The organism is Cupriavidus sp. GW821-FHT07C08, assembly GCF_059419025.1.
This window is the reverse complement of sequence record NZ_JBWKQZ010000010.1, coordinates 157,404-172,211: the sequence shown is the minus strand read 5'-3', so window position 1 is coordinate 172,211 and position 14,808 is coordinate 157,404. Positions and strand designations below refer to the sequence as shown.

At 62.0% G+C, this 14,808-nt stretch carries 13 protein-coding genes; 8 read left to right on the top strand and 5 right to left on the bottom strand.

The genetic code is table 11. The annotated features are described in order from the left end of the window. Positions 1–20 precede the first annotated feature (20 nt). The 4 genes from AC07UK_RS15575 to AC07UK_RS15560 all read right to left on the bottom strand — a co-directional run bounded on the left by AC07UK_RS15575 (position 21) and on the right by AC07UK_RS15560 (position 3,705). Positions 21–1,184: an RNA-guided endonuclease InsQ/TnpB family protein gene (locus AC07UK_RS15575; RefSeq protein ID WP_494687240.1), complete on the bottom strand. Its 1,164-nt coding sequence runs from the start codon at positions 1,182–1,184 to the stop codon at positions 21–23. Between the two features lie 144 nt (positions 1,185–1,328). Then, the gene (locus AC07UK_RS15570) at positions 1,329–1,616 is read right to left on the bottom strand and encodes an IclR family transcriptional regulator domain-containing protein (RefSeq protein WP_494687299.1); all 288 of its coding nucleotides are present in this window, start codon (positions 1,614–1,616) and stop codon (positions 1,329–1,331) included. 275 nt (positions 1,617–1,891) lie between these two features. Then, positions 1,892–2,764 carry a transposase family protein gene (locus AC07UK_RS15565; RefSeq protein WP_494687241.1) on the bottom strand — a complete coding sequence of 291 codons (873 nt, stop codon included), beginning with the start codon at positions 2,762–2,764 and terminating at the stop codon, positions 1,892–1,894. A gap of 230 nt (positions 2,765–2,994) precedes the next feature. Further along, positions 2,995–3,705 (bottom strand): TetR/AcrR family transcriptional regulator, encoded by a 711-nt coding sequence (locus tag AC07UK_RS15560; protein WP_494687242.1) that lies wholly within the window; start codon positions 3,703–3,705, stop codon positions 2,995–2,997. Between the two features lie 196 nt (positions 3,706–3,901). On the opposite strand from AC07UK_RS15560, the gene AC07UK_RS15555 reads away from it, so the two are divergent. The 4 genes from AC07UK_RS15555 to AC07UK_RS15540 are packed head-to-tail and all read left to right on the top strand — an operon-like array spanning position 3,902 to position 8,429. Then, positions 3,902–4,897 carry a PDR/VanB family oxidoreductase gene (locus AC07UK_RS15555; protein ID WP_494693880.1) on the top strand — a complete coding sequence of 332 codons (996 nt, stop codon included), beginning with the start codon at positions 3,902–3,904 and terminating at the stop codon, positions 4,895–4,897. Between the two features lie 37 nt (positions 4,898–4,934). Next, complete coding sequence (locus tag AC07UK_RS15550) at positions 4,935–5,954, top strand: Rieske 2Fe-2S domain-containing protein (protein ID WP_494687244.1); 1,020 nt, start codon at positions 4,935–4,937, stop codon at positions 5,952–5,954. A gap of 40 nt (positions 5,955–5,994) precedes the next feature. Further along, the gene (locus AC07UK_RS15545) at positions 5,995–6,972 is read left to right on the top strand and encodes a Bug family tripartite tricarboxylate transporter substrate binding protein (protein ID WP_494687245.1); all 978 of its coding nucleotides are present in this window, start codon (positions 5,995–5,997) and stop codon (positions 6,970–6,972) included. 2 nt (positions 6,973–6,974) lie between these two features. Further along, on the top strand, positions 6,975–8,429 hold the full coding sequence (locus tag AC07UK_RS15540; RefSeq protein ID WP_494687246.1) for an NAD-dependent succinate-semialdehyde dehydrogenase: 1,455 nt from the start codon (positions 6,975–6,977) through the stop codon (positions 8,427–8,429). Positions 8,430–8,465: 36 nt separating this feature from the next. Here the strand turns inward: AC07UK_RS15540 and AC07UK_RS15535 are convergent, their stop codons facing one another. Then, on the bottom strand, positions 8,466–9,095 hold the full coding sequence (locus tag AC07UK_RS15535) for a TetR/AcrR family transcriptional regulator (protein ID WP_494687247.1): 630 nt from the start codon (positions 9,093–9,095) through the stop codon (positions 8,466–8,468). Positions 9,096–9,259: 164 nt separating this feature from the next. Here AC07UK_RS15535 and AC07UK_RS15530 point away from each other — a divergent pair, with 164 nt between their 5' ends. The 4 genes from AC07UK_RS15530 to AC07UK_RS15515 all read left to right on the top strand — a co-directional run bounded on the left by AC07UK_RS15530 (position 9,260) and on the right by AC07UK_RS15515 (position 14,789). Beyond that, complete coding sequence (locus AC07UK_RS15530) at positions 9,260–10,840, top strand: linalool dehydratase/isomerase domain-containing protein (protein WP_494687248.1); 1,581 nt, start codon at positions 9,260–9,262, stop codon at positions 10,838–10,840. Beyond that, positions 10,831–11,349, top strand: coding sequence for an SCO family protein (locus AC07UK_RS15525; protein ID WP_494687249.1), 519 nt, complete (start codon positions 10,831–10,833; stop codon positions 11,347–11,349). The genes AC07UK_RS15530 and AC07UK_RS15525 overlap by 10 nt, the downstream gene beginning before the upstream one ends. A 92-nt stretch (positions 11,350–11,441) precedes the next feature. After that, a complete protein-coding gene (locus AC07UK_RS15520; protein ID WP_494687250.1) occupies positions 11,442–12,950 on the top strand; it encodes a class I adenylate-forming enzyme family protein in 1,509 nt (502 codons plus the stop codon). A gap of 396 nt (positions 12,951–13,346) precedes the next feature. Beyond that, entirely contained in the window at positions 13,347–14,789 is a 1,443-nt protein-coding gene (locus AC07UK_RS15515; protein ID WP_494687251.1) for an aldehyde dehydrogenase family protein, read from the top strand. The last annotated feature ends 19 nt before the right edge of the window (positions 14,790–14,808 follow it).

Here is a 14,808-nt window from a genome sequence, read left to right as displayed (position 1 = left end):
TCCTTGACGTCCTCTCCGCCCTAAAGGACGGAGATTCCTTCCGCAAGAGGGGCACGTCCACCCCCGGCTTCTGACGAAGCCTCATTCACAGCGGCTTTACCGGCCGCTGCGGCAAATGCTTCTTCCATGCTAGAAAGTCCCGTACGCAGGATATTCTTTGCTGCATTGACATCGCGCTCGTGTGAGGTCTGACACACCGGACAGGTCCACTTTCTGATGCTGAGAGCCTCCTGCCCGGCGGGACCCGTTCGTGACTCGCAGCACGAACAGGTTTGCGTGGAATAGCGTTCATCAACCTCCTCGAACCACACACCCGCGTTATCGCATTTGTACTGGAGCATGGTGCGGAACGCACTCCAGCCCGCATCCAACACAGACTTGGCCATGTTGGTCTGGGCGAGCGCGGAGGCGTTCACGTTGCCGATGAAGATGGCACCGTACTGCCGTACGAGTGCCGTGGATTGCTTGTGCAGAAAGTCACTTCTGCAATTCTTGATTTTGGCATGCAGTGCGGCGACGCGCTTCTTCTTGCGTGCCCGCTGGGCCTTGCCGATCGCCGCCTCATACCGACGGTAGAAGCGCTGGGCCTCGACTACTTGCCCATCGCTTGTTGCGGCGAAGTCCTTCAGTCCCAAGTCGATGCCGACTGACACGCGGCCTTCCGAGCGTGCAGCGACTGGCACCTTGACGGTCACGTTCAGATACCAGCGCCCCCGCGCATCTTCACTGAAGTTGCCCGCCCGCAGGTCGTATACGGACAAACCGTAACTGTCCCACAGGGACAACCAGCGGCCGTTGAAGCGCACCTGGCCGTGCCCATACTTCAGCGCTCCGGTTTTGAACGGAACCCAGCCCAGGCTGCGGCGGGCGCCGCCGCTGACGCGCCAACGCAGCTTTACCTTCTTGAACTGTTTTCGGCGACGACAATACTCCTGACCGATCTCCTGCACCGTATGGCTATGCAGGGACAAGCCTGCCTTGGTCGCGCCGTCGGTGCACTTCTGCAACTCGTACGCGCCGATGAAGCGCCGCTCACGCTCGAACACCCGCGCCGAAAGCTCATTGGCGTAATTCCACACGAAGTTCACCTCCCGCGCTTGCGCGCAAAGCCAAGCAGCATGCTTGTCCTTGATGCGCAGGCGCAGGACGCGGATGACGGTCGGAGTATGAGAGGAAGCTAACATACCGAGTCTATGACTCGGTTTTAGTCTTCCCTATAGCAGACCCTGCGCCGCTTACCCTGCCCTGAAGAGACGGGGCTTGCGCGGCAATCCTATGGGGTCAGGCATCACGATCGGTATTGCAATCGCATTGACGTCTGGATTTCATTACCCCAACGATATCGTGTAGCCATTAGCCCAAAAGTGAGCAATTGCCGAATCCAGGGTTCCCAGCTCTTCAGACACAAGGCTTGACCCCGTGAGCTGTAAGCCCGCGATCAGCGAGTTTCGGGTCGACTCATCTAGCGCCGCCATGTAGGATCGCCCAATCGCAGAACTCAAAAGCCCCAGCCGGCCTCCGATGCCAATTCGAATCACGATCGCAGCGGAGAGCGGTCGCACGCTTTCGATCAGGACAATCTCAAGTCCGTCGCGGACACCGAGGTGGACGCTCACCGTTACTCTAAAGATGTGCAAATCTGAACATTCAGAATGGCGCAAGGCGAACGGTGGTCCTTGCTGGAGGGCTTCGACCAACGGTGCTGACGCCTGGCCGCGCGGACGCGCGACCGGCTGCAAGCCACTGCTCGCGCACCAGACTCCTGTACGCTGTATGAACCTCGCCCCAGGAACCTTGTCGCGATCTGCGGTCTTTCCTTACAGGTAACCGCAGGACTTCATGGCGCCCTCGCACCGGAACACGGACATCCGTGCCTGCGCGCGGCAATCGTTCAGACAACTTCTGTCCGCGGCGGGCGATTCCGCCCGCTGCGGCAGCATGCACGCTCCAGCCCCGTCGCGCGGCGTACTTCACGGCCCATCAGAATCAGTTCGACTCCGGCACGGTGGCACTTGGCCGCGAGCTGTTGTCGGTATTTGGCATAGAGCAGGCCCGAGAGCATCCGGGCGCCCGTGGGACTAAGCTGGCCCAGTGCCTTCTTCTTGGCGCTGAAGTCCAGGTCCTCGGCCACCAGCGGCTTTCTGGCGTCCCGGGCCAGCCGGACGACCTGGCTCAAGGCGTCAGACAGCGCAGCCTCGCGCTGTCCTGAGGTGGCATCCTCGCGCAGCAGCGGCAGCCGCAGGGTGCGTAGCATGTTGCCGTACAGGTCAGTCTCGGTCACCGCCAGGTGGTCGGCGTTGAAGTCGACGCCAATGGCGCCGTGCTGGACGGCCAGCGTGGAGCGCTCCGCTGGTAGGTGATGGAAGGCGACGAACGCCCGCCAGCCGCGCTCGTCCCGGTGCAGCCGCCAGCTCAAGGCAACGTTTTCGGCGAGCGCGCGCTCGATGGCGGTCCGGTCGTAAGCGAAGTCCACCTCTTCACTGACCAGGTATTTTGCCTCGCCATCGGCGAGCAAGCGGTCAGGCAGGCGGATCTTAAGGCGGAACCGGCCGTTCTCGGCCGGAAGTAGCTGACAGAGCTGGTTGCCCGATGTCTCGCCCTTGGAGCCCAGGGAGAACACCTGGTGCGAGCGGGCGACGCGCCACGCTTCGCGCCAGGCCTCGCGGCCAGCATGCGACGTCAACTGCAGGTGGAACTGCTGCCGGAACAGCTTGCCGGTGCCAAAGCAGATGCCGGGCACCTTCGCCGCGAGGCGCGCCTCCACCGCACGGAGCCTCGACAGCCAAGCCGCCTGATAGAAGTTGATTTCCCGGTTTGTTCATAACCGGGTATAGGCATGCTTTTTAAACGCGCATGATCAGGTTTGTGCAATCTATCCAAAGATAGCTACATACCCCCGCTAGTGCGTAACCGGCTTCAATCCCTGGTCGACTCCCCACTCAGACATCTCGATCATGGCATCTTGATCAGATTCATCTCCGCCAATTCCGGTTCTCACGATTCATTGTCTCGGGCTGCTGCGCTCCACGCCACAATGAAGCTGTCAGCAATGACTTTCGCTAATTTTTCACCGGCGGACCACTTCATCGTTTCGAGGTGGATAGGCACGGCTACCGCCCCGTGGATGGCCACCACAATGCTGTCCGTAGCCAGTTTCAGTGGCATCGGATAGCGAGGCAGAGTATCGAAAAAATCGCGCACTGCAATCTCATATTGCTGATAGGCGCGTATCGCGACTTCTGTTCGCCCAAATGGCGTCCCCTCGCTGGTACTCGGTGTCGACTGACGCTGCACACCCGAAAACAGGATCTCATACTGGTCGAAATGGGCACGCCAGTGCTTCAGCATGGCCAGCAGTAGCTTGCGCAATCGCATCGCGGGATCGGCTGCACCGCGGGTCGCTGCAGCGATCTGCTCGATCGCCTGCGCAAGGTCTTCTTCGCGGACTGCCATGAATAGCGCCTGCCGATCCTCGAAATAGTGATACACAACGGCCGGCGTGTAACCCGCCGCTGCGGCGATGCCACGCAGCGATACCTTGGCGTACTCCTGTTCAGCAAAAGCCCGCCGCCCGGCAGCGATCAGGGCCTGTCGTACCGCCGCCTTTTCTTCGGGAGAACGCGCCCTCTTGCCGGCTGTCCTACGCACGACCTGCGCGTCGCTATCCGGCGCCGCTTTGTCGGTCACCGGGTTCTGTTTTCGCATGGAAACGCTGGAAGTCATGTGCTCGATGAGCAGTAAAGGTAACGCGCCGATCCTAACACGCTAGCCTCCATGGCTGGTGTTTACCCTCCCCCGCGGCACCGCGAATTCAGCTTGTCTCCACATAATTTTACGTGTTTAATTATCTGCAACATCGACAGCCCCCGATGTCCGCGCTGAACCTCACGGACACATGCCCATGCCTTCCACACCAGACTCAATCGAAGTCCAGGTCCACGCGATCTCGATCGCCGCCGCCGACGTGCTTGCCTTCGAGCTGCGCGATCCGCACGGCGGCATGCTGCCTGCCGTCGAGGCCGGCGCTCATATCGAGGTGCGCCTGTCCGGGAACCTGACCCGTCACTATTCGCTCATGAATGCGCCAGGCGAGCGCCACCGCTACAAGATTGCGGTGCGCTTGCAGCCAGACAGTCGCGGCGGCTCACGCTATATGCACGAGCGGCTTCGGGTCAGCGACCGGCTGGCGATCAGCGCGCCGCGCAACAACTTCCGACTCGCCGAGGCGCCGCCTCTGAGCGTGCTGATCGCTGGTGGGATCGGCATCACGCCGCTGTATTCGATGATTGCGCGGCTCGAGCAACTAGGCCGCGACTGGAAGCTGCACTATGCGGCGCGCAGTGCCGCAAGCGCGCCGTTGCTGGAGGAGCTGGAGCTAATCGAGCGCCAGCATCCGGGGCGCGTGCATCTGCATTTCGATGAACGGCACGCCGGCCGTCCGCTCGACGTGCGGGCGGTCGTAGCTGCCGCAAGCGGGGACGAAGGTACCCACTTCTACTGCTGCGGCCCTACGCCAATGCTTGTGGCATTCGAGCAGGCCTGTGCCGGCCTGCCTTCAGAACACGTGCATGTGGAGCATTTCGGCCCGAAGACAATGCCCGCGGCGGGCGTCGCTTACCCGCCTGCCGGCGAATCTTTTGAGGTCGCGCTGCGCCGTTCGGGCGTTACCGTAGAAGTACCGCCGCAGCGATCGATCCTCGACGTACTGCTCGATGCCGGCATCGACGCGCCCTTCTCCTGCGGAGAGGGATTCTGCGGCAGTTGCCGCACGGCGGTCATCGAAGGCCAGCCGGACCATCGCGACACAGTCCTCGATGCAGCGGAACGCGCGCAGGGCGACACCATGATGATCTGCTGCTCGCGCAGCCGCAGTCCCAAATTGGTGCTGGATCTTTAACAACATCCGACACACAGCAAGCCCCACAGGAGACGAAATGACGATGCATTACCCCAGGAACTGCTGGTATGTAGCCGCAATGAGCCATGAGGTCGGGCGCAGCCTGCTCGATCGCACCATCCTCAAGGAGCCGGTACTACTGTACCGCCGCGAAGACGGCAGCGTGGCTGCTATCGAGAACCGCTGCAGCCATCGCCGCGTTTCGCTATCGCTCGGCACGCTGGTAGGCGACCACGTGCAATGCGGCTACCACGGCCTGCGCTTCGACGGCGACGGCACCTGCGTGCGCATTCCGGCCCAGGACCGGATCCCGCCTCAGGCCTGCATCCGGGCTTATCCGATCGCCGAGCGCGACGGCTTCGTGTGGATCTGGCCGGGTCAACGCGACCTCGCCGACCTGAGCCTGGTTCCCGATTTCTCCGAGGTGTGCTCATCGCCGCGCTTTGCCGGCCGGCGCGCCAGCACCCTACCGGTGCAGGCGCCATGCCTGTTCAATATCGAGAACGTGCTGGACCTGTCCCATGTCAGCTACGCGCATGAGAAGACTGTGGGCACGCCCGAAGTAGCAGAGACGCGTCCTGAGAACGAAATCACCGATACCTATGTAGAGGTCCGCCGCACATTGGATCGCTCGAGCGCATCACCACTGTATCGACGGCTGTTTGACTGGCATGAGGTTAGGCATACCCAATCCATCCGGTTCTGGCCCGGCGGCAACGTGCGCCTGAACATCACGATCGAGCCAGTCGGCAACACCGATCCGTCACAGGTGCGCCACCTGCGCGTGGTCGGCCCGTGCACGCCCGAGACCGATACGACTCATTTCAAGTTCTCGGCAATGTATCGCGATTTTGCCCTGGACGATGACGACATCACCGCAACCATCGCCGAGCAGTTCCACAAGACCATCCTCGAGGACAAGGTTCTGATGGAGGATCAGCAGCGCAACTGGCAAGCCGATGGTGACGGCGTCCGGATGATTGACCTAGCTGTTGACCGGGCGCCGCTGGCCGCGCGCCGCATGCTCAGACAGCTGGCTGAAGACGAGCGTCAGTAGCCCCAGCGCCACGCATAACGACAATACAAGGAGACAACCCATGCCCCCCCGCACCCTTCTATGCCTGCTGGCATTCATCCCCATGCTGGCCTTGCAGCCGGCCGGCGCCGCACCGCCGGAGTCCAGCTATCCAATCAAGCCGGTCACGATCGTCGTCGCCTACCCCGCCGGCGGCGGGGCGGATACCATGATCCGTCCCATCGCCGAAGCACTCAGCACCCAGTGGAAGCAGCCGGTCGTGGTCGACAACCGGCCGGGTGCCAACGGCATCATCGCCACGCAACTTGTCAGCAAGGCCACCCCGGACGGCTACACGCTATTGCTGAACCTCACCGGGATCGTGCAGAACCTGAGCCTGTATAAGAAATTGCCGTATGACCCGTTCAAGGACCTGCAGGCCATCACACAGCTCGGCACGCAGCCGATGGGCCTCGCCGTGACCCCAGCTAGTCCGTACCGCACTGTCGGCGCATTGCTGGATGCCGCGCGCGCTGCCCCTGGCAAGTTCTCTTATGGGTCGTTCGGCACCGGCTCCACCGGCCACATCTACGGCGAACTGCTGCGCAGCACCGCCAAGCTCGAGATCCCGCATGTGCCCTACAAAGGCGAGGCATCGATGCTGCCCGACCTCATCGGCGGGCGCATCCAGCTGGGCTTTGTCTCGGTGTCCACCGCGGCCACGCATCGCGACAAGTCGCTGCGCATCCTCGCGGTGACCGGGCCACGTCGCATTGGCACGATGGCAGACGTGCCGACGCTGGCCGAGCTTGGCTACAAAGGCTTCGAAGCCGTGGGCTGGTACGGCCTGTTCGCGCCCGCCGGCACACCAAAGCCGGTGGTGGAGAAAATCGCTGCCGATACCAGGGCGGTACTGCAGAGCCCCGCCATTGTGGCACGCCTGCGTGATCAGGCGATCGACCCCACGGGCACCTCCCCCGACGATTTCACCAGGCTGCTGCGCGCTGACTACGCCAAGTGGGACGGCCTGATCAAGACCTTCAAGATCGAACTGGAATAACTATGATCGCACTCCAACACACCGCCCTTCTGAAGCCACTTTGCCTGATTGGCGGCGCGTGGCAAGGCGCGGACAACGGCGAGACCTTTGACGTCCTAAATCCCGCCAGCGGCGCCTGCCTGGCCAACGTGCCGGCGGCCGGGCGCACCGAAGCCTGCCGTGCCATCGACGCTGCCGAATCCGCTCTCGCCGCATGGCGCAAGCGGCCGGCACAAAATCGCGCCGCACTGCTGCGCCGCTGGCATGACCTGATCCTGGCGAATCAGGAAGACCTCGCGCAACTGCTCACCGCTGAGCAAGGCAAGCCGCTGGACGACGCCCGCGCGGAAGTCGCCTACGCCGCGTCCTTCGTCGACTGGTTTGCCGAAGAAGCTCGTCGTGTCTATGGCGACGTAATTCCGGCGCCGTCCGGTGATCGCCGCATCCTGACGCTGAAGGAGCCGGTTGGCGTTTGCGGCGCGATTACGCCGTGGAATTTCCCCTACGCGATGGTGACTCGCAAGGTCGCGCCCGCGCTGGCCGCCGGCTGCACCATCGTGCTCAAACCCGCCGAGCAGACGCCGCTGTGCGCGCTGGCGCTTGGCGTGCTGGCCCAGCAGGCCGGGATTCCGGACGGCGTGTTCAATATCGTCACCGGTGATCCCGTCGCCATCGGCAGGGCGTTGACCGACAGTCCGGTGGTGCGCAAGATCAGCTTTACCGGCTCTACCCAAGTGGGCCGCTTGCTGATGCGCCAGTCGGCCGATACCTTGAAGAAACTATCGCTGGAACTGGGAGGCAACGCGCCCTTCATCGTCTACGACGATGCCGACCTGGACGCCGCGGTAGCCGGATTGATGATCGCCAAGTTCCGCAACGCTGGGCAGGCATGCATTGCAGCCAATCGCGTCTATGTGCAGCGCGGCGTCTACGAGGACTTCGCCGCCCGGCTCGCGCACGCCGTCTCCGAACTCAGGGTTGGCAATGGTGCAGAACCGGGCGTGGAAATAGGACCGCTGATCGACGATGCCGCCATCGCCAAAGTCGAAGCCCACGTGCAGGACGCCTTGCGCCATGGCGCCCGGGTGCTGTGCGGCGGCCGGCGCCACGGGCGCGGGCGCACCTGGTTCGAACCTACCGTGCTCGCCGATGCCTCGACCGCGATGCGGTTGGCCACCGAAGAGACCTTCGGCCCAGTCGCACCACTGTTTCCGTTTGATGCCGATGACGAAGCCATTGTGGCGGCGAATGCCGTGGAATACGGCCTGGGCGCCTATGTCTACAGCCGCGACATCAACCGGATCTGGCGTGCGATCGATGCGCTGGAAACCGGAATGGTGGGCATCAACAGCGGGCTGATCTCGACGGCGGTCGCCCCGTTCGGTGGCGTCAAGCAATCGGGCCTAGGCCGCGAGGGCTCGAAGTACGGCCTCGACGAGTACCTAGTGCTCAAGTACGTTTGCCTCGGGGGACTATAGCCTGGAGCGCAGACCGGCTCGAAAGCCGGCCTGCCTTCAGCCTGCGTCAGCGGGCAGCGGCTGATCGACTATTGTCTGCGCACGTGCGGCGTCCACACCGAGCGCCCGCAGCAGGGAGACGCACAGGGAGCGCACATAGCCCGACGGGCGCGATTCGCTCAGCAGCGCCCGCATTGCCATCCGCACGCTGCCCACGACCAGGTCGCTGGCACTGGCAAGATCGTCGAACTCGAACTGGCCCGCATGTTTTCCGGCAATCAGCTCCGGGCGGGGATAGCTGAGCAGGTCCTCGTTGATGGACTGGCCATCCACCGACAACGCATACACGAGCCAGCCCCAAGCCGGCTTCTCGATCGTGCGCTGCAAGACGAGGCGCGTCTGCGCCGCAAAGCGCTCGACCGGATCGGCAATGGTGTGACAGCGTCGCTGGATCTCGTCGAACGGGTCGTGGCCAATCTCATTCCAAAGATCCGCCAGCAACTCGTCGCGGGTCTCGTAATAGTTGTAGAAGGTGCCGCGCGCTACGCCGGCAGCCTGAATGAAATCGTCGATCGTGGCCTTCTTCTCGCCCAGATCCGCGACCACCCGGGCAGCGGCCTCCAGCAGTTTCTGCCGCATCCGGTTCCTGCGCTCTTGCCCGATCTCCACCCGTCTAACGTTGTTCATGTTTGCCATTGTCCTATCTGGTTAGCATGATACCAAATAGACTGATAATGTTCATATTGACAATTTCAGTCCAATGAACCATGATGAATTCACTGTCGGCACAAGGCAGCGCTACCTTAGAAAAGTGCACTGCCAGTGGTATGTGCGCAAGAATGGAGACACACATGAACCACTCCCCTGCTCAAAGGGAATCAAGGATCTCTCCGCAATGGCTGGCGTCGACGCCGCTCTTGGATGATGTCCAGACAGGGAGCTTGCGGCATATCCTGAATCTCGCGGCCCTGTTGCCTGATGATTGGTCCGGCATGCAAGCGCGCAGCACATTGCAGGAGGATTTCGGCTCGCTGCGCTTCCAGCTTGCATACATGGCGTACGCATTGGGCCTCGCTCATGTGCATCGTCTTCCCGCCGCCCCTGCTGTCTTTAAGCAGCCGTTCGACAGCCTGATCGGCAAGATTCTTTCGCCTGATGTCTGGACCTACTGGCACTACGTCGGCACCGGGAACGGCCCGTTCAACAAATCGCTGGGCGAGCTTCCCGCGCAGTGGGATCCGGTGGTCAAAGACAACATCATGTACAGCGCCTATGTCCAAAGCATGGCGTTGCTCTATCACTACCTGTTCCGCGACGGCAAGTACGCTGCCGAGGGTGCCCTGACCTTCTCGGTCAACCCGCTGTTCTGGGGTGAAGGCGGGAAGCATTTTGCGTACGACGAGCGATCGCTCAACCAGCACCTCTACTGGAGCATGGTCGAGCGTGGCTACCTTGGCATCGCGTGCGAGCCCAATTGCGTATTCCAAATCTGCAATCAGCCCTCGATCTTGGGCTTTCGCTTCCATGACCTCGTCTACGGAGGCTCCATCGCTGAGGAAGTGACCACCGGTTACCTGCAGGCCTGGTCCGAGTTCGGGGTACTGAACGACGCCGGCCACTTCAACATGATGGTGCAGGAGCGCGAGCGCCAGGTGATCACGCCCAACATCCTCCCCTGGACTGATTTCTGGATGGCTTCGCTGATGCACGCGTGGAACCCGGACTTCGTGCAGCAACATTACCCGCGCTTTGTCGCGCGGTGGGTAAGCGATGGCCCGGATGGCAGCGCCTGGGTCATGCCTGCACCGACGCTCGCCCCCGGCGCTGCGGATCGGCCAACAGCGTATGACTTCGGCTGGGCTGCAGTCTGCGCTTCCGAGGTTGGCGACGAAGCCTTGCTCAATCGCCTGCATGCTTATGCTGATGCACGCCTGGACCCGACGTGGCATCACGGCGGTCTCTACTATCCGCGTTGTGACCAACGGCTCGACGAAGACGGCTTGTTGCGCGCAATGGATCCGCATACCAGCAATGCCTTGCTGCCCTATTCACGGCTCAATGTGCCCGGCGGCCTGCGGACCCTCTATGAAGGGCCGTGGAAGGACGAGCATTTCGCGCAGCCAGCCTTGGCATCCATGACGCCTTCGCTCGATGTTCGTCGGGCATGGTTCGATCCGCATATCAACGCCCTGGCACTGACGGTGGGCCCGGTACGCGATACCAGGGCCAAGCCTGAGGCGCGCCTTGAACTGGGCAACGTATGGAACCGCGGCGACTGGCGACTGGAGCGCGACCAGGAACTGCTGGCTTACGGAAAGGCGGACCAGGTCCTCTGGACCAGCCCCAACGTCCGGGTGGAACGGGCACATGACCAGATGATCGTCGAGCTCGATATCGTCGACACAACCACGATGGTGCTCTCATGGAACTGAAGGCCGGCCCGGGCGGAGAATTCTCGCTGATCGACCATGACGGGCAGGCCGTGACGCAGGAGAGCTATCGCGGCCACTACCGCCTGGTCTTTTTTGGCTTCACGCATTGCCGCGTGGTGTGCCCGCGCAACCTGGCGCGCCTGTCCCACATCCTCGAGGCGCTGGGTCCGCACGCCGAGGAATTCCGCCCCCTCTATGTCAGCGTGGATCCCGAGCGGGATTCGCCCGAGGTCATGAAGGACTTTCTTGCCAGGAACTATCCGCGCTTCACCGGTCTGACGGGAAGCCGGGACCAGGTCGATCAGGCCAAGCAAGCCTTCCGCGTCTTCGCCGAGCGCAAGAGCGATCCCGACGATCCCGACGGCTATGCCGTGCCGCATACCGCGATCACCTACCTGATGGACCGCAACGGCGGTTATCTCGCGCATTTCACGGAGAGTCTGCCGGAGCAGGAGGTGCTGCAGCGGATTTCAGCGCTACTGGATTCGGCAAGCTCCCCACGTCAGTAAGGATTACCTGAAGCAAGCTCAAGCGTTTTGCGGAAACCATCCCCCACTATCAACGCGCCAACCAATCAAGAGCGCGATGCGGAGACCCCGACGTGGAAACATCCATTGGAGACCTCATCAGGCATTCAGCAGTCAAGTATTCCGATAAGACTGCGCTGATTGTCGATGGAAGGCGTTACTCATTCACGGAAATCGACACCCTGTCGTCAAATTTAGCTGCCCATTTGGTCAGGCGCGGGCTTGAGCAAGGGACACGGGTGTCGCTCTACTCGCCCAACTGCGCCGAGTGGATCATTGCCTATTACGGGATCCTGAAAGCGGGTTGCGTCGCCAACCCGCTCAACCTGATGCTGACCGCGTCCGAGGCCCTGTATGCCATCCGCGACTGCCAAGCGGCCGCGGTGTTCGGCCAGTTGGACAAGCTTGCAGCGCTTCGCGAGCAGTCCGACAGCGCAGGTCCAAGCCTGATCTCGTTTCAGGGTCCGTCCGGCGGGATTGAAGGCTTCGAGGCCTGGATCGCTACCCCGCCAGAGCCGATGACCGACCGATGTCTGGTCGCGCCCGACGCAGTCGGCACCATTGCCTACACCTCCGGCACCACCGGCAATCCCAAGGGCGCAGTACTGTCACACCGCTCGATCCTGCTAAATACCGCGATGACGGCCACTTTCCATGTCCGCACCGCGCAGGACACGGTAGTCAGTGCGTTGCCACTGTCGCACGTCTACGGCAACATCGTCATGAACAGCGCCATCGCGTATGGCATGACGCTGGTGCTCCACAGCACGTTCAAGCCCGAGGACATACTGGGCAGTATCCAGCAGCATCGCGCCACCTTATTTGAAGGCGTGCCGACGATGTATATGTATTTGCTGGACTTCCCGCAGCTCGCCGACTACGACCTGTCATCGCTGACGCGCTGCACGGTCGGCGGGCAAACCATGCCGCTGGCCAAAATGGAACAAGTCGAAGCACGGCTCGGGGTTCCCCTACTTGAGCTGTGGGGCATGACGGAACTTGGTGGCCTGGGTACCACCCACTGTCTGCATGGACCGCGTCGCCTCGGATCGATCGGTATCCCACTGCCGTTCATGCAAGCGCGCGTCGTCGGGCGTGGCTCCGCTTTGCCTTTGGCGAAAAATGAGGTTGGCGAACTCATCCTGAAGGGACCGCTGACGATGGAGGGCTACCTGAACGCCCCCGACGCCACCGCCGAAACCATTGATGCAGAAGGCTGGCTGCACACCGGCGACTTGGCCTATATCGACGGTGACGGGTTCATCTATATCGTGGACCGGCTCAAGGACATGATCATCACCGGCGGCTACAACATCTATCCGGCCGAGCTGGAACGGGTGCTTTGCGCACACCCGGCGGTCGCCATGGCGGCGGTGGTGGGCGTGCCCGATCCGACCAAGGGCGAACTGGCGAAAGCATTCGTCGTCATAGCCCGCGGCATGTCCGTTACCCAGGACGAACTCCTGGACTTCTGCCGAACACGCCTCGCCAACTACAAAGTCCCGAGGATGGTGCAGTTCGTCGATGACCTGCCAAAGACTGCGTCGGGAAAGATCTTGCGCCGGCACCTGAAACGCCGCTAACGCACTTCAGAAATCCAAGAGGGCAAATATGGCTTGTTGCCTGTTGGCAATGGCGGCGCTCGGCCCGGGCATCGCCTTGATAGGCTGGCTGCGGCAGATGCTGGGAGGCACGTCGACTGCGAAGTGCTGTCCGGCCATGGCATCCCGGCATCGTTCTCGTGCCGCGCTTGTGGCTGCGCTGGCGTTGATGGCCCCTGCCGGTGCCACCTTGGCGAACTACGGATGGGCCACTTGGCAGGCTCATCAAGTCCACTTGAAACAAGCCCTCGACCAAGTGGAAACCGACCTTCAAGCGTCTCGCTGCAAAGCAACCCCGGCACCGGAGGCGCGAACAGGACCCCCCAACGGCAGCGTAGCGCTGCTTTCCCAACATATCGCGAAAGAGCGAGGAGACAGATGAAACACCTAACAGCAGAACCAGGACGCGCACCATACGCGATGACGATCAACGGCAAGCGGGTCGAATCGGCGCAAACAGGGGTCGCGCTAAATCCGGCAACCGAGGAGGAAATCTGCCGCTTTCCCATGGCATCCAGGGACGATCTCGAGGCTGCCGTCGCAGCAGCCCGAGCGGCGTTCCCCAATTGGGCTGCCACGGTGATCGAAGAGCGGCAGCGCGTGGTCACGGCGCTTGGCGACATTATCGAGCGCAACTTCGAAGCGTTCGTCCAGTTGCTGTGCACGGAGCAAGGCAAGAGCCGTGCCGCAGCCGAATGGGAGATCGGCGGATCGGTTCACTGGTGCCGCGAGATTGCGAAACAGCGCTTGGATGACGAAACCGTGGACGTGGGCAGCGACGACGCGGTTATCACGCGCTACACGCCGATCGGCGTCGTCGCAGGGATCACGCCGTGGAACTTCCCGCTGCTGCTGGCAATCTGGAAGATCGCGCCGGCCCTGGTCGCGGGGAATACGATGGTGCTCAAGCCCTCCCCTTACACACCGCTGTGCACGCTTTGGTTCGGCGAGCTCGCACAAGACGTGCTGCCGCCTGGCGTGCTCAATATCATCTCCGGCGGCAATGAACTGGGGCAATGGCTGACGGAACATCCGAAAATCGGCAAGATCGCATTCACCGGCTCCACCGCAACGGGCAAGAAGGTGATGCAAAGCGCGGCAAGCAACCTGAAACGCCTGACGCTGGAGTTGGGCGGCAACGACGCAGCCATAGTGTTGCCGGATGTTGATCCGCGCAAGATCGCCAAAGACCTGTTTTGGGCATCGTTCGCCAACAGCGCGCAGTTCTGCGTTGCCTGCAAGCGCCTCTACATCCACGAAGAGATCTACGACGAAGTCGCCGAGGCGCTGGTCGCTTATGCAAAGAGCGTGACCATGGGTGAATGGACCGGTCCCTACGTCGAACTAGGTCCGTTGCAGAACCGCATGCAATACGACAAGGTGCGGGACCTGCTGGACGACTCGCGGGCACAGGGACACAAGTTCCTGCTTGGTGGCGAGGTCCCTGACCAGCCTGGCTATTTCATTCCGGTCACGCTGATCGACAACCCACCTGAGGATTCACGGTGTGTCACCGAGGAGGCGTTCGGCCCAGTGTTGCCACTGCTGAAATGGCGCGACATCGACGACGTCATCGAACGAGCAAATCGCAGCAACTATGGCCTTGCAGGCTCGGTATGGTCCCGCGATACCGACATGGCACAACGCATCGCCGCCCGCCTGGAAACCGGAACGGTATGGATCAACCAGATCCACGTTTTCTCTCCGCACGTTGCCTTTGGCGGGCACAAGCAATCGGGCGTGGGCATCGAGAACTCGCTGCATGGTCTGGCCGAGTACGCCAACCTTCAAACGATTCGAACCAAGCCATTGGCGACCTGATACGGGCAGCTTCATTAGG